This is a genomic window from Tistlia consotensis USBA 355, from assembly GCF_900177295.1.
GTDB lineage: Bacteria > Pseudomonadota > Alphaproteobacteria > Kiloniellales > DSM-21159 > Tistlia > Tistlia consotensis.
The window spans coordinates 570,631-597,433 of the sequence record NZ_FWZX01000001.1 but is presented as its reverse complement, the minus strand read 5'-3'; the positions used below and the strand labels follow the sequence as shown (position 1 = coordinate 597,433).

Genomic DNA, 26,803 nt, shown 5'->3' with positions numbered 1-26,803 from the left:
CCATGGCCGCGGGGCGTCTCTTCGACGCCTACCTGATGGTCGACTGGAGCGCTGCCGCGGCACCGCGCCGGGGCAGGGATTCGATCTGGCTGGCGCTGCGTGACGGCGGCGCGACGACCCTGGAGAATCCGACGACCCGGATGGCCGCGCTCGCGCGCCTGCGCGCCCTGCTGCTCGGCCTGCGCGCCGCCGGCAGGCGCGTGCTGGTCGGCTTCGACTTTCCCTTCGGCTACCCGGAGGGCACCGGCCTCCGGGTGACCGGCCGGCCCGGCTGGCGCGCGATGTGGGACTGGGTCGCCGCGCGGCTCGAGGACGGGCCGGACAACGCCAACAACCGCTACCGCGTCGCCGAGGCCCTCAACCGCGAGGCCTTCGACGGCGCCGGCCCCTTCTGGGGCCATCCGCACCAGCATCGCTACGAGCATGTCCCGATGCGCAAGCCGGACGGCTACGGAACGCGCTATCCGGCCGAGCGGCGTGTCGTCGACCGGCGGGTCCGCTCCGCCCACGTGGTCTGGAAGCTGGTCGGCAACGGCCAGGTCGGCGGCCAGGTGCTGACCGGCCTGCCGGCGCTGCTGCGCCTGCGCGACGACCCGGCCCTCGCCGCCGAGACCGCGATCTGGCCCTTCGAGGCCGGGCAGGATCCGACCGCGCTGCCGGCGGTGCTGCTGGCCGAGATCTATCCCAGCCTGGAGACGCTCCCGGAAGGTCCCGAGGTCAAGGACGCCCGCCAGGTCCGTGCCGTCGTCGAGGCGCTGCAGCGCGACGATGCGGCCGGGCGCCTGGCCGGGCTCGTCGCTGCGCCCTGGGCCCTGCCCGAGGCGGAGCGGCGGGCGGTCGTCGAGGAGGAGGCCTGGATGCTCAACCTGCGCGGCGAGGGACGGGAGGTGCGGCCGTGACCGGTCCCTGGCTCTCGATCGTCGGGCTCGGCGAGGACGGCCTCGAGGGGCTGTCGCCGGCGGCCCGCGCCCTGGTCGACTCCGCCGAGGTGCTGGTCGGCGGCGAGCGGCACCTCGCGATGCTCCCCCCCGAGACCGATGGGGACGGGCGCGAGCGGCTGACCTGGCCGCGGCCGCTGTTCGACCTGCTGCCGGTCCTGGAGGCGCGGCGCGGCCGGCCGGTCTGCGTGCTGGCGACCGGGGATCCGCTCTGCTACGGCATCGGCACGACCCTGCTGCGCCGCTTTGCGCCGGACGAGTGCCTGATCCTGCCCGCGGTCTCGGCCTTCTCCCTGGCCTGCGCCCGGCTCGGCTGGACCCTCGACCGGGTCGAGACCCTGACCTTGCACGGCCGGCCCCTGGAGCTGGTCCTGGCCCGGCTCTATCCGGGCGCGCGCCTGCTGGCCCTGTCCGACGGCGCCGAGACGCCGGCAAGGATCGCGGCCCTGCTGGCCGACAGGGGCCTGGGTGCGGCTCGGCTGGTCGCGCTGGAGCATCTGGGCGGGCCGAAGGAGGGGCGGGTCGAGGCGACGGCGGTGGGCTGGGGCGACCGGCCGGTCGCGGCGCTCAACACCCTGGCGATCGAGATCCCCGCCGACGCCGAGCTTCCGGCCGCGAGCCGTCTCGCCGGCCTGCCGGACGAGGCCTTCCTCGGCGACGGCCAGATGACCAAGCGCGAGGTGCGCGCCGCGACCCTGGCGGCGCTGGCGCCCTGGCCCGGCGCGCTGCTCTGGGACGTCGGTGCCGGCTGCGGCTCGGTCGCCGTCGAGTGGCTGCGCAGCGACCCGCGCTGCCGGGCCGTCGCGGTCGAGCGCAAGGCCGGGCGGATCGCGATGATCGCCGCGAACGCCGCCGCCCTCGGCGTGCCGACCCTCAAGGTCGTTTCGGGTGAGGCGCCGGCGGCGCTGGCCGGGCTCGACCGGGAGGGGCGGGAGCGGCCCGACGCCGTCTTCCTCGGCGGCGGCCTCGACACGCCGGGCCTGTTCGAGGCCTGCTGGGCGGCGCTGAGGCCGGGCGGCCGGCTGGTCGCCAACGTCGTCACCCTGGAGGGCGAGGCACGGGTCCTGGCGCTGCGGGCGGCCCACGGCGGCCAGCTCTCGCGCATCGCCGTGTCGCGCGCCGAGCCGGTCGGGCCCTTCCATGGCTGGCGGCCGCTGATGGCCGTGACCCAGTGGGCGGTCGCCAAGCCGCGGGAGGAGGCATGACCGGACGGCACGCAGGACGACTCTGGGGCCTGGGTGTCGGGCCGGGCGATCCCGAGCTGCTGACCCTGAAGGCGCTGCGCCTGCTCAGGGCGGCGGCGGTCGTCGCCTATCCGACCCTGGAGGAGGGCAGCTCCTTCGCCCGCTCGATCGTCGCGGGCTTCCTGCCGGGCGGCCAGCGGGAGCTGCCGATCCGGGTGCCGATGACGACCGAGCGGGCGCCGGCGCAGCGGGCCTACGACGCCGCGGCCGTCGAGATGGCGGGGCACCTGGAGGCCGGGCGCGACGTCGCGGTGCTCTGCGAGGGCGATCCCTTCTTCTACGGCTCCTTCATGTACCTCTTCGGCCGCCTCGCCGAGCGCTTCCCGGTCGAGGTCGTGCCCGGCGTCTCCAGCCTGACCGCCTGCGCCGCCGTCGTCGGCCAGCCGCTGGCGGCCCGCAACGACAGCCTGGCGGTGCTGCCGGCGCCGCTGCCCGACGCGGTTCTCAGGGCGCGCCTCGCCGAGGCCGACGCCGCTGCGATCATCAAGCTCGGCCGCCACTATCCGCGGATCCGCGCCCTGCTCGAGGCCGAGGGGCTGGCGGAGCGGGCCCACTACGTCGAGCGCGCGACCCTGCCCGAGCAGCGCCTGGTGCCGCTGGCCGAGGCGGGAGAGGTCGCCGCCCCCTATTTCTCGATGATTCTCGTCCACCGGCGCGGGGAGGCCTGGCGATGGCCGAAAGACTAGAGGCGCGGCCGGCCGTGGTCGTGCTGTCGCAGGGCGGCCTGGCGAGCGGCCGCAAGGCGGCGGAGCTGCTCGGCGGCGAGCTGCTCGGCCTCGCCGGCCGGGTCGAGGGCGCGGAGACCGTCTTCCAGGACACCGGCGAGACCCTGCGCGCGCTCTTCGCGGCCGGCCGCCCGCTGGTCGGCCTCTGCGCCGCCGGTATCCTGGTGCGCTGTCTCGCCCCGCTGCTGGGCGACAAGCGGGCCGAGCCGCCGGTCCTGGCCCTGGCCGAGGACGGCAGCGCCGTCGTGCCGCTGCTCGGCGGCCACCGGGGCGCCAACGACCTGGCCCGCCGGCTCGCCGGGACCTTCGGTGTCGCGCCTGCCGTCACCACCGCCGGAGACCTGCGGCTCGGCGTCGCGCTCGATGCGCCGCCGCCCGGCTGGCGGCTCGCCAACCCGGAGCACGCCCGGGGCGTCATGGCCCGGCTGCTGGCCGGCGAGGCGGTGCGGATCGAGGGCGAGGCGGCCTGGCTCGAGCCTCTGCCGCAGGCGCCCGACGCCGGTCTGGTGCTGCGCGCCACCGGGACGGCCGAGGCGGGCGATCCCGCGACCCTGGTCTACCATCCGCCGCTGCTGGCGCTCGGCGTCGGCTGCGAGCGCGGCTGCGCGCCGGAGGAGCTGCGCGCCCTGGTGCGCGACAGCCTGGCCGAGGCGGGGCTCGCCGAGGCCGCGGTGGCCGGCGTCTTCTCGCTCGACCTCAAGGCCGACGAGCCGGCCGTCCAGGCCCTGGCCGCGGCGCTCGGCGTGCCGGCGCGCTTCTTCGGGGCCGGGCGCCTGGAGCAGGAGACGCCGCGCCTGGCCACCCCCTCGGACCTGGTCTTCGCCGAGGTCGGCTGCCACGGCGTTGCCGAGGCCGCGGCGCTGGCCGCCGCCGGCGCGGAGGCCGCGCTGGTGCTGGCCAAGCGCAAGAGCCGGCGCGCGACCTGCGCCGTCGCCCTGGCACCGGCGCCGCTGGAGGCCGCCGGCCTCGGCCGGCCGCGCGGCGCGCTGCACGTCGTCGGCATCGGGCCGGGCCAGGAGGCCTGGCGCACGCCCGAGGCGGGACGCCTGATCGCCGAGGCCAGCGACCTGGTCGGCTACGGCCTCTACCTCGACCTGCTCGGGCCGCTCGCCGCCGGCAAGACGCGCCACGACTACGCCCTGGGCGAGGAGGAGCTGCGCGTGCGCGCCGCCCTCGACCTCGCCGCCGAGGGGCGCACGGTGGCGCTGGTCTGCTCGGGCGACGCCGGCATCTACGCCATGGCGACCCTGGTCTTCGAGCTGCTGGAGCGCGGCGGACGCCCCGACTGGGGCCGCGTCGAGGTCGTGGTGACCCCCGGGATCTCGGCGCTGCAGGCCGCCGCCGCCCGGGCCGGCGCGCCGCTCGGCCACGACTTCTGCACGATCTCGCTGTCCGACCTGCTGACCCCCTGGCCGGCGATCGAGCGGCGCCTGAAGGCGGCTGCCGAGGGCGACTTCGTCGTCGCCTTCTACAATCCGGTCAGCCGGCGCCGCACCTGGCAGCTCGCCCGCGCCCGCGAGATCCTGCTGGAGCGGCGGCCGGCGGAGACGCCGGTCATCCTGGCCGGCAACCTCGGCCGGCCGGCCGAGACGATCCGGCTGCGCACCCTGGGCAGCCTCGACCCGGCCGAGGTCGACATGCTGACCGTCGTGCTGGTCGGCTCCAGCGAGAGCCGCCGGGTCGCGCGGAGCGACGGCGGCAGCTGGGTCTATACGCCGCGCGGCTACGCCGCCAAGGCCGAGAAGGAAGCGGGATGACCGAGACGCCACGCGTACACTTCATCGGCGCCGGTCCCGGCGCCCCGGACCTGATCACCCTGCGCGGCCTGCGCCTGATCGAGCGCTGCCCGGTCTGCCTCTACGCCGGGTCCCTGGTGCCGGCGGAGATCGTCGCGGCGGCGCCGGCCGGCGCCCGCGTGCTCGACACCGCGCCGCTGACCCTCGACGAGATCCTCGCCGAGATCGAGCGGGCGTACGCGGACGGCCTGGAGGTGGCGCGCGTACACTCGGGCGACCCCTCGCTCTACGGCGCCATCGCCGAGCAGATGCGCCGGCTCGACGCGCTCGGCATCGCCTACGACGTCGTGCCGGGGGTGCCGGCCTTCGCGGCCGCGGCGGCGGCGCTCAAGCGCGAGCTGACCCTGCCCGACGTCAGCCAGACGGTGATCCTGACCCGCACGGCGATGAAGGCCTCGGCCATGCCGAAGGGCGAGGAGCTGGAGAGCCTGGGCCGCAGCGGCGCGACCCTGGCGATCCATCTCTCGGTGCGCAACCTGCGCCACGTCCGCGAGGCCCTGACGCCGCACTACGGCGCCGACTGCCCGGCGATCGTCGCCTACCGCGTCGGCTGGCCGGACCAGGCCCTCATCGAGGGCACCCTCGCCGACATCCAGGACAAGGTGCGCGCCGCCAAGATCACCCGCACGGCGCTGGTGCTGGTCGGCCCGGTGCTGGCCGCCGAGGGCTTCCGCGACTCGGCGCTCTACGACGCCGGCCACGTCCATGTGCTGCGCCCGCGCCGGAAGGCCGGCGTCGACAAGGCCGGCGTCGACAAGGCCGGCGTCGACAAGGCCGGCGCCGGCAAGGTCAGCGGCTAGTGTCGGCGAGCCAGGCCAGCGCCGCCTCGACGCGGGCGACGGTCGGCCCGGCCGGCGGCGTCGGTCGCTCGACCATCACCACCGCGACGCCGAGCCGCCGGGCCGCCTCCAGCTTGGCCGAGGCGGCCTTGCCGCCGGCGTTCTTGGTGACCAGGCGGTCGATCCGCTCGGCCTGCAGCAGCGCCGTCTCGTCGGCCGGCTCGAAGGGCCCGCGTGCCCGGATCAGCCTGGCGTTCGGGGGCAGGTTCTCGACCGGCTCGATGGTCCGCACGACCAGCGTCAGGTCCGCGCGCGCCAGGAAGGGCGCCAGCTCCTGGCGGCCGATGGTCAGCAGCGCCCGGCAGCCGGCCGGCAGCGCCGCCGCCGCCGCCTCGAGGCTCGCGACCGGCTGCCAGTCGTCGCCGTCGAGCGGCCGCCAGGCCGGGCGCAGCAGCTTGAGGCGCGGCACGCCGGCCGCCTCGGCCGCCGCGGCCGCGTTGGCGGCGATCCGGGCGGCGAAGGGATGGGTCGCGTCGAGCAGCCGCTCGACCGCCTCGCCGCGCAGATATTCCGCCAGCCCCTCGGCGCCGCCGAAGCCGCCGGTCCTGAGCGCGCCGGCCGGCCGGCGCGGGCTGTCGGTACGGCCGGCCAGCGAGGTCGTCACGGCATGGCCCGCAGCGACCGCGGCCTCGGCGAGGCGCAGGGCTTCCGTCGTGCCGCCGAGGATCAGGACCCTAGCCATCGTGGCGGCCGGGGAGGCTGCCAGGGAGGCGACCCGTCCGGGCGACGATCCCGCCCTGCCGGTCGACGATCAGCAGCTCGACGGCCACCGGGGCGCCCTCCAGCACGCCGAGCGCGGTCGTCCGGGCGCGCTCGGCGACGGCCTCGGCGAGCGGCAGGCCGGCCTGCTGCGCCAGGCCGAGCACCTGGATGGCGGTGTTGGCGCCGCGCGCCTGCTCGACCAGGGCCGGCGCGGCGCCGAGCTCGGCCAGGCGCTCGGCGAGCCAGGCGAAGTCGACCTGGCTGCGCCCCGAGTGCAGGTCCAGGAAGCCCTGGGCCAGCTTGACGAACTTGCCGAAGCCGCCGGCCAGGGTCAGGCAGGGCAGGGGATGGCGCCTCAGGTACTTCAGCAGGCCGCCGGCGAAGTCGCCCATGTCCAGGAAGGCGCCCTCGGGCAGGCCGTAGAGCCTGGCGACGGCGGCCTCGCTGGTCTTGCCGGTGCAGGCGGCGGCGTGCTCCAGGCCGGTCGCCCGGGCGACGTCGATGCCGCGGTGGATCGAGGCGATCCAGGCGGCGCAGGAGTAGGGCACGACGATGCCGGTCGTGCCCAGGATCGACAGGCCGCCGAGGATGCCGAGCCGCGGGTTCCAGGTCTGCTCGGCCAGGGCCGCGCCGCCGGGAATCGCGATCTCCACCTCGAAGTCGGCCGGCAGGCCGTGGGCCGCCGCGGCCTCCTGCAGCACTCCGGTGATCAGGCGGCGCGGCACCGGGTTGATCGCCGGCTCGCCGGGCGGGATCGGCAGGCCCGGCCGGGTCACCGTGCCGACGCCCTCGCCGGCCCTGAAGACGATGCCGCTGCCGGCGGCACCCCGGCGCACGGTCGAGAGCACCAGGGCGCCGTGGGTGACGTCGGGATCGTCCCCGGCGTCCTTGATCACGCCGGCCGTCGCCGCGCCGCCGTCCGGACCGGGGTCGCGGCCCTCGAAGGCCAGGGCGAAGGCCGGCCGATCGCCCTTCGGCAGCAGGATGGACACGGGATCGGGGAACTCCCCGCCGAGCAGCGCCCCGGCGGCGGCCTTGGTCGCCGCGGTCGCGCAGGCGCCCGTGGTCCAGCCGCGTCTCAGCGCGCCTTCCGGCTTGCGTCCCATGCCCGCGCTTATAGGCTGGCCGGTTCCAGAGGAACAGAGGGCGCATGACCGCGAGCAGCATCGATCATCTCGGCCTCGATCTGCCGCGCTTCGAGCCCGGCTGGGTCTGGCTGTGCGGCGCCGGGCCGGGCGATCCGGGCCTGCTGACCCTGCATGCCGTCAACGGCCTGAGGCAGGCCGACGTGCTGGTCTACGACGCGCTGGTCGGGCCGGAGATCCTGGGTCTCGCCCGGCCGGACGCGCTGCTCGAGTACGCCGGCAAGCGCGGCGGCAAGCCGAGCCCCAGGCAGCGCGACATCTCGCTGCGCATCGTCGAGCTGGCCAAGGCCGGGAAGAGGGTGCTGCGGCTCAAGGGCGGCGATCCCTTCGTCTTCGGCCGCGGTGGCGAGGAGGCCCTGAGCCTGGTCGAGGCCGGCGTGCCGTTCCGCGTGCTGCCCGGGATCTCGGCCGGCATCGGCGGCCTGGCCTACGCCGGCATCCCCTGCACGCACCGCGAGACCAACTCGGTCGTCACCTTCCTGACCGGCCACGACGCGACCGGCGCCACCCCCGACGGCATCGACTGGGCCGCCGTCGCCCGAGGCTCGCCCGTCATCGTCATGTACATGGCGCTCAAGCACCTGGACGAGATCCGCCGGCGCCTGCTCGCCGGCGGTCGCGCCGCGGCCGAGCCGATGGCCATCGTCAGCCATGCCTCCCTGCCCGAGCAGCAGGTCGTCGAGACGACCCTCGGGACCTGCGTCGAGGACGCCGCGGCCGGCGGCGCCACGGCGCCGGCGATGATCGTGCTCGGCGAGGTCGTGCGCCTGCGCTCCGCCCTCGACTGGCTGGGTGCGATCCGGGCACGCGCCGGCGAGCGCGCAGGGGCGTGAGCGCTGTGACGTCGCCCGACAGGTGCGTTCCCTCTCCGCCCCTTTGGGGGGGGAGAGGGCAGGGTGAGGTGGGGGGCTGGGCTCGCGCCGGCCTTTCCCGTATCTCTCCACCTGCGGTGCTCTCCGGCGCGACTGATCCCGGCGGCGAGGTCGTTCCCCCCCTCCCCCCGCCCCTCTCCCCCCCAAAGGGGCGGAGAGGGAGTGATTCCCGGAGGCTCGGGGCATCCCGCCCATGACCGCCGGCCTCGTCATCGCCGCGCCGGCCTCGGGCAGCGGCAAGACGACGGTGACGCTCGGCCTGCTGCGGCTGCTGCGGCGTCGGGGCCTCGCGGTCGCCCCGGCCAAGGCCGGGCCCGACTACATCGACCCGGCTTTCCACGCCGCGGCGGGCGGCCGGGCCAGCGTCAACCTCGACGCCTGGGCGATGCGGCCGGATGGCCTGCGCGGACTCGCCGTCGCCTCGGCGCTGGAGGCGGAGCTGCTGCTGGTCGAGGGGGTGATGGGCCTGTTCGACGGCGGCCCCGGCGGCGCCGGCTCGACGGCGGACCTCGCCGCCCGGCTCGCCCTGCCGGTCCTGCTGGTCGTCGACGCCAAGGCCCAGGCCCAGTCGCTGGCCGCCCTGGCGCGCGGCTTCCGCGACCACCGCCCGGACGTCCGGGTCGCCGGCGTGATCGCCAACCGGGTCGGCGGGCAGCGCCACGCGGCGCTGATCCGCGAGGCCCTGGCGCCGCTCGGCCTGCCGCTGCTCGGCGCGCTGCCGCGCCGCGACGACCTCGCGCTGCCCTCGCGCCACCTCGGCCTGGTCCAGGCCAGGGAGCAGCCGGAGCTGGAGGCGCTGCTCGAGCGCGCCGCCGACTGGGTCGCCGAGGGGCTGGACCTGGAGCGGCTGCTCGCCCTGGCGGCGCCGCTCGGCCCGGGCGGTGCGCGCCTGCCGGGCATGCCGCCGCTCGGCCAGCGGATCGCGATCGCCGACGACGAGGCCTTCGCCTTCGCCTACCCGCATCTGGTCGCGGGCTGGCGCGCGGCCGGCGCCGAGCTGACGCGCTTCTCGCCGCTGCAGGACGAGGCACCGGAGCGCGAGGCCGATGCGGTCTTCCTGCCCGGCGGCTATCCCGAGCTGCACGCCGGGCGTCTCGCCGGCAACGGCCGCTTCCTGGCCGGCCTGCGCAATGCCGCCGCCCGGGGCGCCTGGCTCTACGGTGAGTGCGGCGGCTACATGGTGCTCGGCGAGGGCCTGGTCGACGCCGAGGGCGCGCGCCACCGGATGGCCGGCCTGCTGCCGCTCGAGACCTCCTTCGAGCGGCGCCGCCTGCACCTCGGCTACCGTGTGGCGCGGACGCTGGCCGCGACGCCCTTCGGCCCGGCCGGCACGGCGCTGCGGGGCCACGAGTTCCACTATGCCTCGATCGTCCGGGAGGGGAGCGGCCCGCGGCTCTTCGCCGTCGCCGACGCGGCCGGGGAGGCCTGTCCGGAGGCCGGCTTCGCCCTCGGCACGGTCGCTGGCTCCTTCCTGCACCTGATCGACCGGGGGTGAGGCCTCAGGCCGAGCGCTTGCCCAGCCAGCCGGGCAGCTGCAGGTCGAGGTGGCCCTGGGCGCCGGTCGACTGCTGGGCGCCGCTGCGGTCGTGGTCGGGCAGCACCACCGTCACCGTGGTGCCCCGGCCGAGCGCGCTCTCGATCTCCAGCTCGCCGCCGTGCTGCTCGACCAGCGCCTTGGCCAGCGGCAGGCCAAGGCCGGTGCCCTCGTAGCGGCGGGTGTGGCTGTTGTCGACCTGCTGGAACGGCTGCAGGGCCAGCTTGACGTCCTCCGGGCGCATGCCGATGCCGCTGTCGGCGATCGAGAAGCCGATGCCGCGCTCCTCGACCTGCGCGCAGGAGACCCGGATCGTGCCGCCGGCCGGGGTGAACTTCAGGGCATTGGACAGCAGGTTCAGGACGATCTGCTTGAGCTTGACCGGATCGGCCCAGAGCCGCGGCAGCGGCGTCTCCGGCGGCGCCAGCTCCAGCAGGATGCCGGCGCCGTCGACCTTGCCGCGGACCAGGGCGCAGCAGCTCTCGAGCAGCTTGTCGAGCTGCACCTCCTCGAAGTGCAGCTGCAGCTTGCCGGCCTCGATCTTGGAGATGTCCAGCACGTCGTTGATCACCGCCAGCAGGTGCCGCCCGCTGTCGCCGATCGCCTGGCAGTAGTCGCGGTAGCGGTCGTTGCCGAGCGGCCCGAAGACGCCGAGCGTCAAGACCTCGGAGAAGCCGATGATGGCGTTGAGCGGCGTCCTCAGCTCGTGGCTCATGGTCGCCAGGAAGGCCGACTTGGCGCGGTCGGCGGCCATCGCCTCGTCGCGCGCCTTCATCAGCTCGTGGGTCGTCTCCTCGACCAGGCGGTGCTGGCGCTTCAGCTCCTCGTAGGCGTACTCGGTCTCGGCGGCGTGACGCTCGACCGTCTCCAGCGTGCGGTCGAGCTCGGCCAGGCTGCGCTTCAGGGCGCGCAGCGGCAGCAGGCCGATCACCAGCCAGATCGCGCCGCCCAGGGCGCTGGAGAAGAGGGCGGCCAGCGCGGTGTCGAGCAGCAGCGGCCGCAGGCTGGCCTGTGCGGTGACCCGGGCCTCGGGCCGGCCCCGCACCGAGACGGCCGTTGCCGCTTCGTGAAGCGGCGGCGTCTGGTCCGGGCCGTGACGCACCACCTCGGTTCCGTCCGGCAGCCGGACGACCTGCTGCGGTTCGCCGGCGCGATCCGGCTCGTCGGCGAGCAGCTCCTCGAGCCGCTCGCGGCTGTAGCGCCAGGCCGGGCCCTGCATGTAGACGTAGCGGGCCAGGACCTTCGCGGTGAGGTCGGCGCGGAAGGCCAGCTCCTCACTCTGGCTCCGGTAGGCGATCGCGAAATAGCCGAGCGGAATCGAGACCGCCGTGACCAGCGCGATCAGCAGCGCCAGCCGGCGGATCAGCCGGCGCAGCCGTTCGATGCTCTGGACGTTGTGCATCCTGGCGGTCCCGGCCCGGTTACAGCAGAGGCAGGCCGCCGGCGCGGCGCAGGATCGTCCGGGCGCGGTCGCTCGCCAGGAAGGCCAGGAAGGCGCGCGTCGTCGGGCCGGCGTCGCGGCGCGTCACGAGGTAGAGCTCCTTGAACAGCGGATAGCGGCCGGCCTCCAGCGCCTCGAGGCCGGGGGCGACGCCGTCGAGCGGCAGGAGCCGGAGGTCGGCGCCCTCGCCGAGCAGCTGAAGCAGGGTGGCCGCGGTCAGCGAGCCCGGCATCTCCTGGGCGATGCGCAGGTTGTCCTGGTCGGTCGCGGCGACCGGCACCTCGGGCCGCCGGCGCGCCAGGGCCAGGGCCCCGGCCATGCCGGGCAGGCGCTCGGCGAGCAGCGTGCTGTCGCTGTCGGTCTCGGGCCTGAGGACGATCCGCAGCGGCGTGCCGTCGGCCCAGTGCGGCGCGGGATCGGCATAGAGTGCCGCCAGCGCCGCGGAGTCGAGGGGCTGCGCGCTCGGCCGTGCGGTGACGAAGACGAAGGGCGTGCGTGCGAAGAGGACGGCGTCGAGCCCGGCGGCCCGTTCTTCGGGCTTCAGGGGCCGGGCCGCGATGGCCAGCTCGACGGCGCCGTCGGCGAGGGCGCGCAGCGCGCCGCTGCTGCCCAGGCTCGGCAGGACGGTGATCTCGACCTCCGGACGCCCGGCGGCGAAGGCCTTGCCGAGCGCGTCGGCGACCGCCAGGGCGGCGCCGGTGCCGCCGATGCGCAGGGCGTCGGCCGCCATGGCCGGCACGGCGAGCGCCGGGGCCAGAAGCACGGCCGCAAGCCCGGCGAGAGTCCGTCGCCGCACGGGAAGACTGAGGCACGCCATGACGCTTCACCGAACCCGCAAGCCCGTCGATCATCGCATTCTAGGCGCCGGCCTTTGACAGACCGTTAACGATTCGGAAAGACAAATGCAGCTGCAGCGTGTGTCGTCTTCCCGCCGTTCCGCGGTTTCCGAGGCCGGCCGGCCGCACCCGGTGCAACCCGGGCGCGCCGCCCGTCAGAGATCGCCGTCGTTCTTCAGACTGCAGTCCTTGCGGCCGGAATCCAGGCAGCTCTTGAAGCCCTCGCCACGCTTCAGGGACTCGTCGGCCTTCTCGAGGGCGGTCTGCAGGCAGTCGCGATAGCTGCGCAGCTCGTCAAGGTACTTGTCGGTGTCCGAGACGCAGCGATCCCGCTCGGTCGCATCGGTGACGTTCTGCAGGTCGGTCGAGCAGAGCGGCTGCAGCGGCTTGCTGCAGAGCATCTGTGCGGCGGCGGGGGCGAGCGGCAGCAGCAGCGACGGGATCATCGCCGCTATCGCCGTCGCGGCCAGTGCAACGGTTCGCTTGCGGCTTCCGTCGTGCCTCTGGTCCGCCATCGCTCGCCTCGCCTCGTCCGGTCCCTCACAGATGGATTGAATGCGCAGGCGCCCGGCACGTTCCCGCCGCCGCGCAATCGCCCGGGAATCGACCATGTCTCGACTCCCTTGGCAAGGCAGAGGCTCAGCCGTCCGTCCGGCCGGAGGCGATCGCCAGCGCCTCGCGGACCACGGCCGCGTCGCCGATGTGGTTGGCGAGCAGCAGGACCAGCTTGGCGCTCAACTTGAGGGCCTCCGCGTCCGGCAGGTCGCGATAGGCGGCCATCAGCGCCTCGTAGAGGGCATCCGGGTCGTCGAGGCGCGGCCCGGTCTCGAGGTGCGCGGTCATGACGCCACCGCCTTCCGTTCCTGGTCCGAAACGATGCCGAGGGCGCGGTCGCGCGCGGCCCGCACGGCAGCGGCATCGAAGGCCGGCCAGCGCGCGGCGAGGTGCTGGTCCGGGCGGAACAGCAGGGCGGTGCCCGGCACGAGGCCGCAGCGGGCCGCGGCCAGGCCCTGCCCGTCGACCAGCAGCGGCAGCCCGCCGGCGTCGCGCGGTGCCGGGGCGATCAGCAGCGGCCGGATCGCCGGGACCTCGCGCGCCAGGGCGGCGAGGCTCGCCGGCAGCGGGGTGTCCGGGGCGAGCGCCAGCAGGAGCACGAAGCCGTCGCCGAGCTGGCGCAGCAGCCAGTCGGGCCGGCCGTCGCGCTCGACCGGCGCGTCGGGGCAGGGCGCACCGGGGCAGGGCGCGCCGGGGCAGGGCGCACCGGGCGGCAGGGCGACGCCGCCCGGCTCGTCGCAGGGCGTCGAGAGCGGCGAGCCGGCGTTGCCCCAGGGCAGGGACAGGCGGCCGGAATTGACCAGGCGACGGGCGAAGGCCTGCTGCCCGGACAGCTCCAGCACGGCGTCGCGGAAGGCGCGGCTGGCCGCGTTCTTCGGCGTGATGAAGTCGGTCGAGCGGGTCGAGTTGAGGATGTTGTCGTCGGCTGCCGGCACGCGTTCGTCGTCGTAGCTGTCGAGCAGCGTCTCCGGGGCCGTGCCCTCGAGCACCGCCGCCAGCTTCCAGCAGAGATTGTCGGCGTCCTGCATGCCGCCGTTGCCGCCGCGCGCGCCGAAGGGCGAGACCTGGTGGGCCGAATCGCCGAGAAACAGGATCCGGCCGTGGCGGAAGCGGTCGAGGCGGCGGCACTGGAAGGTGTAGACGCTGACCCACTCCAGCTCGAAGTCCCGCTCGCCGAGCATCGCCTTCAGGCGCGACAGCACGCGCTCCGGCTGCTTCTCCGCCTCGGGGTCGGCGTCCCAGCCGAGCTGGAAGTCGATGCGCCAGACGTCGTCGGCCTGGCGGTGCAGCAGCACCGACTGGCCGGGATGGAAGGGCGGGTCGAACCAGAACCAGCGCTCGGTCGGGAAGTCGGCCTTCATGATCACGTCGGCGATCAGGAAGCGGTCCTTGAAGACCTGGCCCTTGAACTCGAGGCCGAGGCAGCGGCGCACCTGGGAGCGCGCGCCGTCGCAGGCCAGCAGCCAGTCGCAGGTGATCGCGTAGGGCCCGTCGGGCGTCTCGACGGTCAGGCGCACGCGAGCGTCCTCCTGCACGACCTCGGTCACCCGGTTCTTCCAGCGGATCTCGGTCAGGCCGAGCTCGCGGGCGCGCTCGACCAGCCACTCCTCCGGATAGTACTGCTGCAGGTTGACGAAGGCCGGATAGGCGTGCCCGGGCTCGGGCAGCAGGTCGAAGGCGTAGACCTCGCGGTCCTTCAGGAAGACCTTGCCGCGGTTCCAGGTGATGCCCTTCTCGAGGAACCGGCCGCCGACGCCCAGGCGGTCGGCGATCTCCAGGCTGCGCTTTGAGAAGCAGATCGCCCGGCTGCCGAAGGAGACGGTGTCGTCGTCGTCGAGCAGCAGGCAGGGCACGCCGCGGGTCGCGAGGTCGACGGCGGCGGTCAGCCCGACCAGGCCGGCGCCGACCACCACGACCGGGTGGTGCGCCACGGCGCCCGGCTGCTGGTCGGCGCAGCGCCGGTAGTCGAAGCGGGGATTCTCGTAGGTCTTCGGCACGGGTCCGTCTCCCGCGGCTCGAGGCTCAGGGATTGGCCTCGGCGGACTTCATCGCCGTGCCCCGCTCCAGCGCCTGCCACATCTCGCGGTCGCGCTCGGCGGTCCAGATCTGCGGGTCGGCGACGCCGCGCGCCTCGTCGTAGGCACGGGTCACGTCGAAGGGCATGCAGTGCTCGAAGATCACCCAGTTGCCGAAGCGCGGCTGCAGGCGGGCCATGGTCTCGTCGTAGATCGCCTTGAGCCCCTTGCCGGCCTTGGCGCCCGCCTCGACCGCCGAATAGAGCGCGGTCAGGAAGTCCTGGGTGCCGGCGATGCCCTCCTCGACCTGCTCGGGGGTCAGCAGCGAGGCGCCGCGGCCCGGCACCAGCTTTTCGGCGCCGAGCGCGCGCAGGTTGGCGAGCGTGCCCGGCCAGTCCTTCAGGTAGGCGTCGCCGGTGTAGGGGGTGGCGCCGAACTCCACCAGGTCGCCGGAGTAGAGCACCTTCTCCTTCGGCAGCCAGACCACCGTGTCGCCCTTGGTGTGGCCGCGGCCGAGATGCAGGATCTGCACCTCGCGCTTGCCCAGGAACAGGGTCAGCTTCTCTTCGAAGACGAGCGTCGGCCAGGTCAGCCCCGGCACCGACTCGATCGAGCGGAACAGGCGCGGGAAGCGCCCGGCCTCGCTCTCGTAGTCCTGCTGGCCGCGCTCCTGGATCAGCTCGAAGGTCGGCCGGCTGGCGATGATGTTCTCGGCGCCGTAGGCCGAGGCGCCGAGCACGCGCACGGCGTGGTAGTGGCTCAGCACGACGTGCTTGATCGGCTTGTCGGTGACCGAGCGGATGCGCTCGATGACGTCCTGGGCCATGACCGGGGTCGCCTGGGTGTCGACGACCAGCACCGCGTCGTCGCCGACGACGATGCCGGTGTTGGGGTCGCCCTCGGCCGTGTAGGCGTAGAGCCCGTCGCCGAGCTCGTCGAAGCTGACCTTCTTGTCGGCGAGATCGTTCTGCGAGGCGAAGCCGCGAGCCATCGGTGGTCCTCCGGAAAAGCGCTGTCGTTCCGCCGGCTCAGGCCGGCTGTCGGTATTGCTCGACCGTCTGGTCGATGGCGCCGAAGATCGAGCGGCCCTCGGGGTCCTTCATCTCGATCGTCACCCGGTCGCCGAAGCTCAGGAACCCGGTCGTCATCTCGCCGGCCTGGATCTTCTCGACCATCCGCAGCTCGGCGATGCAGGAATAGCCGAGGCCGCCCTCGGCGATCGGCCGGCCCGGCCCGCCGTCGGCGTCGCGGTTGGAGATCGTGCCCGAGCCGATGATCGCGCCGGCGCCGAGCGGCCGGGTGCGCGCCGCATGGGCGACCAGGGTCGGGAAGTCGAAGGTCATGTCGACGCCGGCCTCGGGCCGCCCGAAGAGGCTGCCGTTGAGCGACGAGAGCATCGGCAGCGACAGCTTCGCCCCGTCCCAGGCGGCGCCCAGCTCGTCGGGCGTCACCGCGACCGGCGAGAAGGCGCTCGAGGGCTTGGCCTGGAAGAAGCCGAAGCCCTTGGCCAGCTCGCCCGGGATCAGGTTGCGCAGGCTGACGTCGTTGCACAGCATGACCAGCTGGATGTGGCGCCGCGCCGCCTCGGGCGAGACCCCCATCGGCACGTCGTCGACGACCACGGCGACCTCGGCCTCGAAGTCGATGCCCCAGGCCTCGTCGGCGAGAGCAATCGGGTCGCGCGGGCCCAGGAAGGCGTCGGAGCCGCCCTGGTACATCAGGGGATCGCTCCAGAAGGACTGCGGCATCTCGGCGCCGCGCGCCTTGCGGACCAGCTCGACGTGGTTCACGTAGGCCGAGCCGTCGGCCCACTGATAGGCGCGCGGCAGCGGCGCGGCGCAGCCGGCCGGCTCGAAGACGAAGGCATCGGCGGCCTCGCCGGCCTCCAGCGCCGCCGCCTGCTTCTCCAGCTCCGGACGGACCGCCTCCCAGACGTCGAGGGCGTCCTGCAGGGTCGGGGCGGCCAGGGCCTCGACGGCGCGCGTCAGGTCGCGGCTGACCAGGACCAGCGTACCGTCGCGGCCGCCGCGTTTCAGGCTGGCGAGCTTCATCGGGCTATTCCGCCGCCTGTGCTGCGTCGTCTTTCGGCGTCTGCCAGGAGCGGGCGTAGCCCTCGAACTCGACCTTCGCCGCCGCCGGGCCGATCTCCAGGGCGTCGCGCGTGTCGATCATGACCGCGTACTCGTCGGTCGCGGCCTTCTTCGGCCTGAAGGCGTTCTTCAGGGCCTTGGGGTGCGGCCCGTGGGTGAAGCCGCAGGGATGGAAGGTGACCATCCCGGGATGGATGTTGTCGCGGCTGAAGAAGTCGCCGGCGTGGTAGAAGATCACCTCGTCGTAATCGTCGTTGTTGTGGAAGAACGGCACCTTGAGCGCGTCCTCGCTGCTCTCGAAGGGCCGCGGCACGAAGGTGCAGACGACGAAGCGGTTGCCGACGAAGGTGGTGTGCGCCGAGGGCGGCAGGTGGTAGCGGTGGCTCATCAGCGGGCGGATGTCGCGCACGTTGATCCTGACCGGCACCAGGTCGCCCTTCCAGCCGACCGCGTCGAGCGGGTTGAAGGGGTAGGTCACGGTCGAGATGGCGTTGCGCCGCTTGATGCGCACCCGCCACTCGCGCTCGTCCCGCTGGGCCTCGAAGGCCTCGTCCAGGCGCGGCGTCTCCAGCACCGCCGGGTCGAAGATCGCGTGGTCGCCGACGATGCCCTTGTCGGGCAGCATGTAGCTGCCGTTGCTGCATTCGATCAGCAGGGCGGTGACCGGCTCGCTGGCCTCCAGGCGCCACATGGTCGAGCGCGGCAGCAGCACGTAGTCGCCGGCCTCCACGGCCAGATGGCCGTAGTCGCAGAAGAGGTCGCCGCGGCCCGTGTGGAGGAAGATCAGCTCGTCGCCGTCGGCGTTGCGCGCCAGGTGGTCCATGGCCTTCGGCGCGCGCCAGTGGCGCAGGCGCACGCTGGTGTTGAACAGCACCTCGCCGGCGTCCCAGGGGCTGGCCTGCTCGCCCTCGAGCTCGGTCAGGTCGAAGGCGCGCGGCTTCAGCGGCCCCTCCCAGGAGGTCCAGCCGGTCGGCGGGTGGCGATGGTACATGTGGGTCGCCGGGCCGAAGAAGCCTTCCTTGCCCAGCTCGCGCTCGTAGGTGCCCTCGGGCAGGCCGGCATGGGCCTGCCGCGCGGCGCGTCCCTCGATGCGCGGCAGTCCGACGTACTTGCGCATGGCCTCCTCCCGTCTTTCGGTCTCGCCCCTTGTGCTGGAGCGTGACGGCCAATATCGTTTCAAGTGAAACGGACGTCAAGGCGCAGGGCATGGCGGGACGGCGGCAATCCGACGCGACGGAGCTGGAGGCGGCGCAGCCGGCCGGCGCCGGCGGCTTCTCGCTGGGCGACTTCCTGCCCTACCGCCTGTCGGTGACCACCAACCGCATCTCCCGCGCCTTCGCCGAGCGCTACTCGGCGCGCTTCGGCCTGTCGATCCCCGAGTGGCGGGTGCTGGCGGTGCTCGGCAGCTTCGCGCCCCTGTCCTCGAACGAGATCTGCGAGCGCACCGCCATGGACAAGGCCAAGGTCAGCCGGGCGGTCGCGCTGCTGACCGGCAAGGGCCTGGTCGACCGTGCGGCGCACCCGGAGGACCAGCGGCTGCTGCGCCTGTCGCTCAGCCCGCGCGGCCGCGGGACCTTCGAGGCGGTGGTGCCGATCGCCGAAGAGCTGGAGGCGGAACTGACGGCGGAGCTCTCGGCCGAGGAGCGGGCCGTGCTCGACCGCTGCCTGGAACGCCTCGGCAGCGCCGTCGGCCGTCTCGCGCGCCCCGACGAGCGGTAGCGCCACGCGCGATCGCTCCGGCCGGTCCGGGCGGCCTGCGGCCGGCACGACGGAACTCCGCCAGCGGCGCGCCGTTGCCGGACCAGAGGTGCAACCCGCAGGAGCGTGCAATGACCGACCGGCAGAGCAATCAGGGCGAAGGCAACAAGGACGCCGACCGCCGCTATCGCGAGAAGACCGAGACCTTCGCCCATGGCGGCGAGGTCGAGGGCAGGGCGAAGGAGGCGGCCAAGGGCGTCACCTCGCCGGGGCAGCCGCCCACGTCGGCCGAAAAGGCCGGCCGCGAGCGCGCCGCCGAGTTCGATCCCGAGGTGGCGCGCGCCGGCAAGAAGGCCCGCTAGGAGGGCGTCGGCGGGGAGACTCGCGGCGGTCGAATTTCCCGGGGCGCCCCGGAGCGTCGCCGGGGAGCCGCCGCCGCGTGCCGCTGCCGCCGGCTCGAAGTCCTGTCCTGCCGCACTGCGAAATCATCCGAAGGCTATCCGGCGTCTTCAGGGTCCGGGCCTGTTGCATCGAACCCGTCTAGGCAGGAGGAAAGCGGCGCAAGTAATTGAAGGGCCAGATTCATTAACCTTAATGCATGAAGAGATTCTTGTTCTTCTCGGTTTTGTTTACAAAAGGGATACGAAATTTCCGCCCGCACGTGCGTTGCGAATGGTTATAAATTCGTTAATGGACAACCAAGCCTTGTCGTTCCGGTAGTCGAAACGTCTTTATCTTTCTTGGCAAGACAGAGAATCGGCGCCGGTCTTCTTGCTTAGGTTGCTACCGCATAGGTTGCGTCTTGCGATTTTGGGGGATCGCGGGTCATGGCAAAGCTCGTCATCGAGTCGGCTGATGGCGGCGTCGTCGAAGTCTCTCTTGCGCCCGGAACTGCACTGCCGCCGATCCAGCCCGGCGACAAGATCCGGGTTGTGCCGGCGCCAGGGGAAAAGGTCGCCGTCAGCCTGAGTGGCAACGATCTCGTCGTCGCGCTGCAGTCCGCATCCGGCGACAGCGAGCAGTTCACCTTCGAGAAGCTGGCGCTCTACCTGTTCGACGGACAGGCCGAGGTCTCGCTGGTCGACGCGGACAGCGGCACCGTCCAGACGATCGCCGACGCGCAGGACCTGACGACGGCGATCGCCGACGAGCTGTCGCAGATGGCGCCGGCGGCCGGCCACGAGAGCGCACCTCCGTCGTCCGCGCCGCTTCCGACCGGCCACGCCTCGTTCAGCAATCCCGGCGACGTGCGCGGCGTCACCGCGGAGGGCGACGGCGGCCTGCGCCCCGCCAGCCTGACCGGCGGCGAGGGCGGCCACGTGCTGTTCGGCGGCGAACCGGCGGGCGGCTTCTCGAGCGACAGCGTGCTGCGCGACACCGCGGGCTTCCGGGCCTTTGCGCCGGCGCAGCCCGAATCCACGGCCTTTTCGACGAATACCACGCTCGAGGCGCGCAACAGCACGCACGGCGGCGGCTCCACCGGCAGCCTGGCGGGCGGCGGCTCGTCCGGCGGCAGCAGCAGCACCGCCACCGCGGTCTCGTCGAGCGCGGTCGGCGGTGGCAGCGGCACCTCCGAGACGTCCTCGGCCGGCAGCAGCGGCAGCGGCAGCAGCGGCAGCGAGGGCGGCACCACCGACAGCGGTGGCGGCTCCGGCGGTGGGGCGACGGCGCTGAGCGGCCAGGTGGTCGACGGCTACATCGCGAACGCCACCGTCTTCATCGACGCCAACGGCAACGGCACGCTGGACGACGGCGAGGAGTTCACGACCACCGACATCAGCGGCAACTTCTCCTTCGTCAACCCGACGACCAGCGGCCCGCTGGTCATGTTCGGCGGCACCGACATCTCGACCGGACTGGCCTTCAGCGGCACCTTGCGGGCGCCGGCCGGGTCGACCGTCGTGACCCCCCTGACCACCCTGGTGCAGGACCTCGTCGAGGGCGGCACCGACGCCGCGACGGCCGAGTCCCAGGTCAAGCAGGCACTCGGCATCCCCGCCAGCTTCAAGCTGGGCAGCACCGATCCGGTCGCCGCGGCCCAGGCCGGCGACGCCACCGCCGTGCAGGCGGTCAAGGCCGGCGTCCAGATCGCCAACACCCTGACCCAGGTGCAGAAGGCGCTGGAGGGTGCCGGCGCGACCAGCAGCAGCTCGGCGTCCAGCGCGGCCTCCAAGGCGATCGCGAGCCAGGTCGCCAGCGACGCCGCGGCCAACCAGGCCTCCGACCTGACCAACGCGACCCACCTGACGACGGTGGTCAACAGCGCCGCGACCAACTACGGCAGCCAGACCGGCACGACGCCGACCTTCAACGCCAACGACGTCGCCAACGTCACGAAGGTCATCCAGGCCTCGAACCAGGTGGTCAACAACGTCGACACCAGCGGCGGCTCGACCCAGGTGCTGACCCAGCTGGCCCAGGCCGCCCAGGTCGCCCAGGGCCAGGCCGCCACGGCGATCCAGAACGCGGTCGAGAACGACGACGACAGCGCGGTCGGCAACTACGACGACTCGAGCGAGGTCCAGAACCACGCCGACAACGCCGAGGTCGGCGCGGTCGGCGGCGCCAACACCCTCGACGACGGCGACAACGTCTTCACCGGCACCGCGGAGGCCGACGCGATCAGCGGCCTCGGCGGCAACGACACGCTGTTCGGCCTGGACGGCAAGGACGCGATCCAGGGCGGCAGCGGCAACGACACGCTGGACGGCGGCGCCGGCAACGACGTGCTGTCCGGCGACGCCGGCGACGATGTGCTCATCGGCGGCAGCGGCAACGACGATCTCGCCGGCGGCGCCGGCGCGGACAGCATCGACGGCGGCAGCGGCGTCGACATCGTGCGCTTCAACGGGACCTCCGCTTCCTTCCAGCTGGCGCAGTCGGGCGGCGTCGTCACGCTGGACGGCGGCGGCGGCAACCTCGACCGGGTCGAGAACGCCGAGACGCTGCAGTTCACCGACCGCTCCTTCCGCCTGGTCGGCGGCGGCAGCGAGTACAGCTTCAGCCAGGCGGCCGCCGCCGCCGCCGCGGGCGACCGCATCGTCCTGCTCGACGGCGCGACGGTCGGCAGCGACACGCTGACGCTGGCCAAGAAGCTGGGCATCCAGACCGCCGACGGCCTGGCGATCCAGATCGCCTCCGACGGCGCGCTGGTCGTCGACGCCGACCTGCTCGACGGGGTCACCACGCTCGATCTCTCGAAGCTGGGCGGCACGGTCCGCTTCACCAACCTCGGTGACCTGACCCGCATCGTCACCGGCTCCGGCCAGAGCCTGCAGCTCGACGGCCAGGCCCTCGACCTCCTCTCCGAGGCCAACGGCACCCTGACCATCGCCGGCGGCGCCGCGGTCAACGTGGTCAACGCGCAGCTCACGGTGCCGGGCGACGCGACGCCCAGCGTCGCCAATCTGCTGGCCCTGGAGTTCGAGGGGCTCGACGCCCAGAAGTCGCTGATCCCCGACAACCTGACGGTCGACGGCAGCCACAGCGACGCGATCGCCGCCTTCTGGGTCCAGCTCGACCAGCTCTACGTCGGCTCCGGCGACTACTACGACCTCTCGATCAACACCTCCTTCGCCCATCTCGGCAACGACTACGCGGCCTATCTCGAGGCCGGCGGCACGCCGCTGCTCGACATCGCCAAGGTGACCAGCGGGCGCCTGCAGACGCTGCACGACAACCTGCTCGGCAACCTCGGCGACGGCCCGATCGCCAGCCGCTTCACCAACCTCGGCCAGGAGGACCCGCGCAGCGAGGCAGGCGCCGACTTCGGCGACCGGCCCTACCACGACGGCCGGGTCGACAGCGAGGGCCACTACAGCAACCTCGCCAAGGCCGCGGCGGCCGTCGGCTGGGACCTGGCCCACGGCGTCGACTATCCGGCGACGCTGCCCGCGCCCTATGCGCTGCTCGAGGGCGACAACAGCTTCACCGGCACGGCCGCCAACGACTACTTCTTCGGCAGCGGCGGCGACGACGTCCTGGTCGGCGGGGCGGGCGACGACGTCGCCGTCTACCGCGGCGACCGGGCCGGCTACGACCTCTCGGCGCAGTCTGACGGCGGGGTGACGGTCGCCGACAGCGACACCGGCAACGGCGACGAGGGCACGGACGACCTGACCGGCATCGAGCAGCTGGTCTTCGCCGACGGCACGGTGTCGTTCGGGGCGACGCTGGGCCGCGCGGCCGCCGAGCACGACGGCGGCGGCACCGACGGCTTCCATCCGGGCAGCGGCCTGACCGACACCGGCTTCGTGATCAACGACAACACCGACGTCGGGCTGGAGGTCGCGCTGAAGGCGCACGGCCGCTTCAGCGCGACGGTGACCTCGGAGGGCGCGACCTACCACAGCGAGACCGGGCTGACGACCAGCGGCAGCGGCCTGCAGGGCGGCCAGTGGAACTTCGACTACAGCGTCATCGACTACGGCTCGAACCCGGACCTCTCGAAGTACGACGTCAGGATCACGGTCGACTACACCGACCTCGACGGCAACCGCTCGACGATCGTCAGCGACTTCGACCCGGTCGCCCACGACGACGCCACGGGCGAGCACTACTACGACGACCCGAGCGGCGCGACCGACGGCCTGCAGAACTCGCAGAACCTGCTGTTCGACTCGATCGGCGCGAACGGCTACGACCCCGGCGCGATCGGCAGCTACGACGTCAGCCTGATCGTCACCGACAAGACCAGCGGTGCCGTGGTCGGCGAGGCCGACATGCGCGTCGAGGTCGCCGCCAACTTCGTGGTCGCGGCCGACGGCAGCGGTGACTTCACGACGATCCAGGCGGCCATCGACGCCGCCAGTGCCGGCGACACCATCCTGGTCCAGGACGGCACCTATGCCGAGGCCCTGACCCTGACCAAAGGCGTCGCGCTGGTCGCGGCCGGCAGCGGCGCCGTCGTCGATCCCGCGAGCGGCAGCGGCCTGACGGTCAGCGGCGACCTCGCCGGCGCCGACGTCACCGTCAGGGGGCTGACCTTCGCCGACGGCAGCGCCGGCGTGAAGGTCGACGCCGACGCCCATGTCGGCACCCTGACGCTCAGCGGCGTGACCATCGAGGGCAACAGCAACTACGGCATCCGCACCGACTCGGGCTCGCTGACCGCCCTCGTCGTCACCGACAGCACCTTCGAGAACAACGGCTTCGTGCCGGTCAGCGGCTCGAGCGCCCACGTCAAGCTCTACAACTTCACCGCCGACGCGACCTTCACCAACGTCACCATCGTCGGCGCGGCGGACGGCACCGCCGTCACCGCGCAGCCCGACTACGGCATCGAGATGATCGGCGTCGAGAACCCGCTGCTCGGCACGATCGTGCCGACCACGCCGATCGGCAGCGTGACCCTGACCGACGTCGTCATGTCCGGCGACTTCGAGAAGAACGGCCTCGCGGTCTACAACTACGGCGACCTGGGCGGCCTGACCCTCGATGGCGTCGACCTCTCGGCCGTGGTCACGACCTGGGGCTACGTCCTCAACCTCGACGGCATCAGTGGCGACGTCGACGGCACCTCCTTCAACATCGTCCTGCCGGACAGCAGCATCGCCGCGGCGCTGCAGGGCGAGGACAGCGCCCAGCCGGTCACCGACAACGTGATCACCGGCACCGACGCCAACGACTTCATCAACGGCCGCGGCGGCGACGACCAGCTGAGCGGCGGCGGCGGCGGCGACTACCTGCTCGGCGGCAGCGGCGCCGACGTGCTGCACGGCGGTGCCGGCAGCGACACGGCGAGCTACCTCGGCTCGGCGGCCGGGGTCCGCGTCGACCTGGCTGCCGGCACGGCCGGCGGCGGCGACGCCGAGGGCGACACCCTCGACAGCATCGAGAACCTGGTCGGCTCGGATTAGGCCGACAGCCTCGCCGGCGACGACGGCGCCAACGTGATCGACGGCGGCGGCGGCGACGACCAGCTGACCGGTGGTGCCGGGACCGACACGGCCGGTTTCACGGGCACCGCGGCCGGCTACAGCATCACGCAGAACGACGACGGCACCGTCACGGTCGTCGACGGCACCGCCGGCCGCGACGGCACCGACCAGCTGAGCGGCGTCGAGACCCTGGCCTTCTCGGACAGCCGGACGCTGCTGGTCGGCGGCTCGGGCTTCGCGACGATCCAGGAAGCGGTCGACGCCGCCCAGGACGGCGACACGATCCTGGTCAAGGCCGGCACCTACGCCATCACCAGCGCGATCGTCATCGACAAGGCGGTGACCCTGCTGGGCGAGCAGGCCGGCGTCGACCCGCGCGGCGCGGCCGGGCTGCGCACGGCCGGCGACGGCAGCGAGACGATCATCGACGGCGGTGGCATCTCGACCCTGATCCAGGTCGCCGCCGACGGCGTCACGATCGACGGCTTCGACATCCGCAACGGCAGCGGCGACCTGATCACCTCCTCGTCCTCGGGGACGATCGCCGACCCGGTGATCCAGTACAGCTTCATCCACGATTCGAGCGGCGACGAGGGCATCCAGCTGCGCAACGCCAGCGATGCCGTGATCCAGTTCAACAACGTCTTCGACACCGCCGGCGACGGCATCAACCTGGCCGGCAGCTCGACCGGCGGGCAGATCCTGTCGAACGAGGTCCACGACATCGCCTCGACCAACGCCGCGATCTACCTCGACGGTGCGCAGAACTCGCTGGTGCAGGGCAACCTGATCTACGCCGTGACCGGCAACGACGGCATCAAGCTCGGCGACAAGGGCGGCAGCAACGCCGGGGATTCCGGCGGCCAGGTCGTCGGCAACGTGATCCACGACACCGCTCAGGACGGCATCTCCGTCTACATGAGCAACGTCACGGTCAGCGGCAACGAGATCCACGACAGCCACAGCGCCAACGGCGCGATCTTCGTCGAGTTCGCCGTCGACAACATCGCGATCACCGGCAACGACATCCACGACAACGGCATCGCCGGCGACGGCAACACGACCTTCGGCATCCGGGTCGGCAAGGACTCGACACCGACCAACGTCACGATCACCGGCAACAGCCTGACCGGCAACGAGGCGCAGATCTTCCACCAGGAAGGCTCGCTGACCAATGCCGCGACGCTGGTCGCCGACAACACCTTCGACGATGCCAGCACGGCGAACGTCACGCTGACGGTCAACACCGTCTTCGGCGACTTCTCGACGATCCAGGCGGCGATCGACGCGGCCGCCCCGGGCGACACGATCTACGTCGGCGCCGGCACCTACGCCGGCGGCATCGTGATCGACAAGGCGCTCAACATCGTCGGCGCCGACGGTGCGGTCATCGCCGGCACGATCACCGGCTCCGGCGGCGGCCCGGGCAGCGCCGACCTCGACAGCTGGCTGCAGACCCACAGCAGCTATTCCGGCGACAACGGCATCACCGTCGAGGCCGACGGCGTCACCCTGCAGAACCTGGACCTGAGCGGCTTCAAGTGGGGCGTCGTGCTCGGCGACACCGACGGCACGACGCTCCGCGACCTCGACATCAGCCAGTCGGTCGTCGGCATCACCAACGGCTACCCGACGACGAACGGCCAGGGTCCCTCGATCACCAACCTGACCATCGACGGCGGCTCGATCAGCCACGGCCAGCACGGCATCACGATCAACGCCAGCAAGGAGGCGACGGCCGATCCCTCGGTCTCCGTCGGCACCGGCGCCTTCAGCGACGTGACGATCAACGGCCTGACGCTCTCCGACCTGAACGAGAAGGGCATCTACCTCGAGCAGGCCCAGGACCTGACGATCACCGGCGCCCTGCTGACCGACGTCGGCGAGTACGGCCGCACGCCCTCGTTCGGCGGCGACGGCCTCTACGGCGCCGGCATCGAGCTCAACCTGAAGTACGGCGACTACAGCAACATCCTGATCGACGACTTCACCCTGACCGGCGTCGGCCACAGCTACGGCGCCGACGGCATCGCCGATCCGACCGGCGCCGGCATCGCGATCCACGCCCGCGACGACGGCAGCAACTACGGCAACCCGCCGGCGACGCTGGACGGCGTGACGATCTCCAACGGCACGATCGACGGCACCTACAACGGCATCAAGTTCACCGATGCCGGCGCATCGGACGTCACGATCGACGGCGTCACCGTCGGCAACGCCGAGAACAGCCCCTTCTTCAACGGCTCGCCGATCGGGGTGACGATCCTGCTCGGCGACGGCGCCCAGACGCTCGACGCCTCCAGCGGCTCGCTGGACGGCTCGGCCGGCTTCACGATCGACGGCGGCGGCGGCGACGACGTGCTGATCGGCAGCGCCGGCGACGACACCGCGCTCTATCACGGCGACCGGGCCGGCTACGACCTCTCGGCGCAGTCTGACGGCGGGGTGACGGTCGCCGACAGCGACACCGGCAACGGCGACGAGGGCACGGACG

General features: G+C 73.0%; 21 protein-coding genes. 11 read left to right on the top strand and 10 right to left on the bottom strand.

Going from position 1 to position 26,803, the window contains the following annotated elements:
* Window positions 1-2: 2 nt before the first annotated feature.
* The 5 genes from B9O00_RS32945 to cobM are packed head-to-tail and all read left to right on the top strand — an operon-like array spanning window position 3 to window position 5,503.
* A complete protein-coding gene (locus B9O00_RS32945) occupies window positions 3-899 on the top strand; it encodes a hypothetical protein (protein ID WP_085120882.1) in 897 nt (298 codons plus the stop codon).
* Entirely contained in the window at window positions 896-2,143 is a 1,248-nt protein-coding gene (cbiE, locus tag B9O00_RS02765) for a precorrin-6y C5,15-methyltransferase (decarboxylating) subunit CbiE (RefSeq protein WP_085120881.1), read from the top strand. The genes B9O00_RS32945 and cbiE overlap by 4 nt, the downstream gene beginning before the upstream one ends.
* Window positions 2,140-2,868 carry a precorrin-2 C(20)-methyltransferase gene (locus B9O00_RS02760; protein WP_085120880.1) on the top strand — a complete coding sequence of 243 codons (729 nt, stop codon included), beginning with the start codon at window positions 2,140-2,142 and terminating at the stop codon, window positions 2,866-2,868. Before cbiE ends, B9O00_RS02760 begins: the two co-directional genes overlap by 4 nt.
* Window positions 2,853-4,664 (top strand): precorrin-3B C(17)-methyltransferase, encoded by a 1,812-nt coding sequence (gene cobJ / locus B9O00_RS02755; protein ID WP_085120879.1) that lies wholly within the window; start codon window positions 2,853-2,855, stop codon window positions 4,662-4,664. Before B9O00_RS02760 ends, cobJ begins: the two co-directional genes overlap by 16 nt.
* Window positions 4,661-5,503: a precorrin-4 C(11)-methyltransferase gene (gene cobM / locus B9O00_RS02750; RefSeq protein WP_085120878.1), complete on the top strand. Its 843-nt coding sequence runs from the start codon at window positions 4,661-4,663 to the stop codon at window positions 5,501-5,503. Before cobJ ends, cobM begins: the two co-directional genes overlap by 4 nt.
* On the opposite strand, the gene B9O00_RS02745 is transcribed toward cobM, so the two are convergent.
* Window positions 5,493-6,224 (bottom strand): cobalt-precorrin-6A reductase, encoded by a 732-nt coding sequence (locus B9O00_RS02745; protein ID WP_085120877.1) that lies wholly within the window; start codon window positions 6,222-6,224, stop codon window positions 5,493-5,495. The two genes, cobM and B9O00_RS02745, sit on opposite strands and share 11 nt — an antisense overlap.
* Window positions 6,217-7,350, bottom strand: a complete 1,134-nt coding sequence (locus B9O00_RS02740; protein WP_085120876.1) for a cobalt-precorrin-5B (C(1))-methyltransferase — start codon at window positions 7,348-7,350, stop codon at window positions 6,217-6,219. The genes B9O00_RS02745 and B9O00_RS02740 overlap by 8 nt, the downstream gene beginning before the upstream one ends.
* A gap of 44 nt (window positions 7,351-7,394) precedes the next feature.
* On the opposite strand from B9O00_RS02740, the gene cobA reads away from it, so the two are divergent.
* Window positions 7,395-8,222, top strand: coding sequence for a uroporphyrinogen-III C-methyltransferase (gene cobA, locus B9O00_RS02735; RefSeq protein WP_085120875.1), 828 nt, complete (start codon window positions 7,395-7,397; stop codon window positions 8,220-8,222).
* 232 nt (window positions 8,223-8,454) lie between these two features.
* On the top strand, window positions 8,455-9,756 hold the full coding sequence (locus B9O00_RS02730) for a cobyrinic acid a,c-diamide synthase CobB (RefSeq protein WP_085120874.1): 1,302 nt from the start codon (window positions 8,455-8,457) through the stop codon (window positions 9,754-9,756).
* Window positions 9,757-9,760: 4 nt separating this feature from the next.
* Here the strand turns inward: B9O00_RS02730 and B9O00_RS02725 are convergent, their stop codons facing one another.
* The 8 genes from B9O00_RS02725 to B9O00_RS02690 all read right to left on the bottom strand — a co-directional run bounded on the left by B9O00_RS02725 (window position 9,761) and on the right by B9O00_RS02690 (window position 17,849).
* Window positions 9,761-11,197: a sensor histidine kinase gene (locus B9O00_RS02725; RefSeq protein ID WP_085120873.1), complete on the bottom strand. Its 1,437-nt coding sequence runs from the start codon at window positions 11,195-11,197 to the stop codon at window positions 9,761-9,763.
* 19 nt (window positions 11,198-11,216) lie between these two features.
* Entirely contained in the window at window positions 11,217-11,999 is a 783-nt protein-coding gene (locus B9O00_RS02720; protein WP_159460071.1) for a PstS family phosphate ABC transporter substrate-binding protein, read from the bottom strand.
* Between the two features lie 228 nt (window positions 12,000-12,227).
* A complete protein-coding gene (locus tag B9O00_RS02715) occupies window positions 12,228-12,683 on the bottom strand; it encodes a hypothetical protein (RefSeq protein WP_159460070.1) in 456 nt (151 codons plus the stop codon).
* Window positions 12,684-12,711: 28 nt separating this feature from the next.
* Entirely contained in the window at window positions 12,712-12,915 is a 204-nt protein-coding gene (locus tag B9O00_RS02710; RefSeq protein ID WP_085120870.1) for a DUF2783 domain-containing protein, read from the bottom strand.
* Window positions 12,912-14,624 carry an FAD-dependent oxidoreductase gene (locus tag B9O00_RS02705; protein WP_085120869.1) on the bottom strand — a complete coding sequence of 571 codons (1,713 nt, stop codon included), beginning with the start codon at window positions 14,622-14,624 and terminating at the stop codon, window positions 12,912-12,914. Before B9O00_RS02705 ends, B9O00_RS02710 begins: the two co-directional genes overlap by 4 nt.
* 25 nt (window positions 14,625-14,649) lie before the next feature.
* Window positions 14,650-15,633: an MBL fold metallo-hydrolase gene (locus tag B9O00_RS02700; protein ID WP_085120868.1), complete on the bottom strand. Its 984-nt coding sequence runs from the start codon at window positions 15,631-15,633 to the stop codon at window positions 14,650-14,652.
* 37 nt (window positions 15,634-15,670) lie between these two features.
* Window positions 15,671-16,693, bottom strand: coding sequence for a fumarylacetoacetate hydrolase family protein (locus B9O00_RS02695; RefSeq protein ID WP_085120867.1), 1,023 nt, complete (start codon window positions 16,691-16,693; stop codon window positions 15,671-15,673).
* 4 nt (window positions 16,694-16,697) lie between these two features.
* Complete coding sequence (locus tag B9O00_RS02690) at window positions 16,698-17,849, bottom strand: homogentisate 1,2-dioxygenase (protein WP_085120866.1); 1,152 nt, start codon at window positions 17,847-17,849, stop codon at window positions 16,698-16,700.
* An 89-nt stretch (window positions 17,850-17,938) separates the two neighbouring features.
* Here B9O00_RS02690 and B9O00_RS02685 point away from each other — a divergent pair, with 89 nt between their 5' ends.
* The 4 genes from B9O00_RS02685 to B9O00_RS02670 all read left to right on the top strand — a co-directional run.
* Window positions 17,939-18,451 carry a MarR family winged helix-turn-helix transcriptional regulator gene (locus B9O00_RS02685; protein WP_085120865.1) on the top strand — a complete coding sequence of 171 codons (513 nt, stop codon included), beginning with the start codon at window positions 17,939-17,941 and terminating at the stop codon, window positions 18,449-18,451.
* A gap of 110 nt (window positions 18,452-18,561) precedes the next feature.
* The gene (locus B9O00_RS02680) at window positions 18,562-18,792 is read left to right on the top strand and encodes a hypothetical protein (protein ID WP_085120864.1); all 231 of its coding nucleotides are present in this window, start codon (window positions 18,562-18,564) and stop codon (window positions 18,790-18,792) included.
* 465 nt (window positions 18,793-19,257) lie between these two features.
* The gene (locus tag B9O00_RS34095) at window positions 19,258-24,288 is read left to right on the top strand and encodes a hypothetical protein (protein ID WP_085120863.1); all 5,031 of its coding nucleotides are present in this window, start codon (window positions 19,258-19,260) and stop codon (window positions 24,286-24,288) included.
* Between the two features lie 33 nt (window positions 24,289-24,321).
* Window positions 24,322-26,803, top strand: a 2,482-nt coding sequence (locus B9O00_RS02670; protein WP_200808375.1) for a right-handed parallel beta-helix repeat-containing protein, incomplete at its 3' end; no start/stop codon positions are given.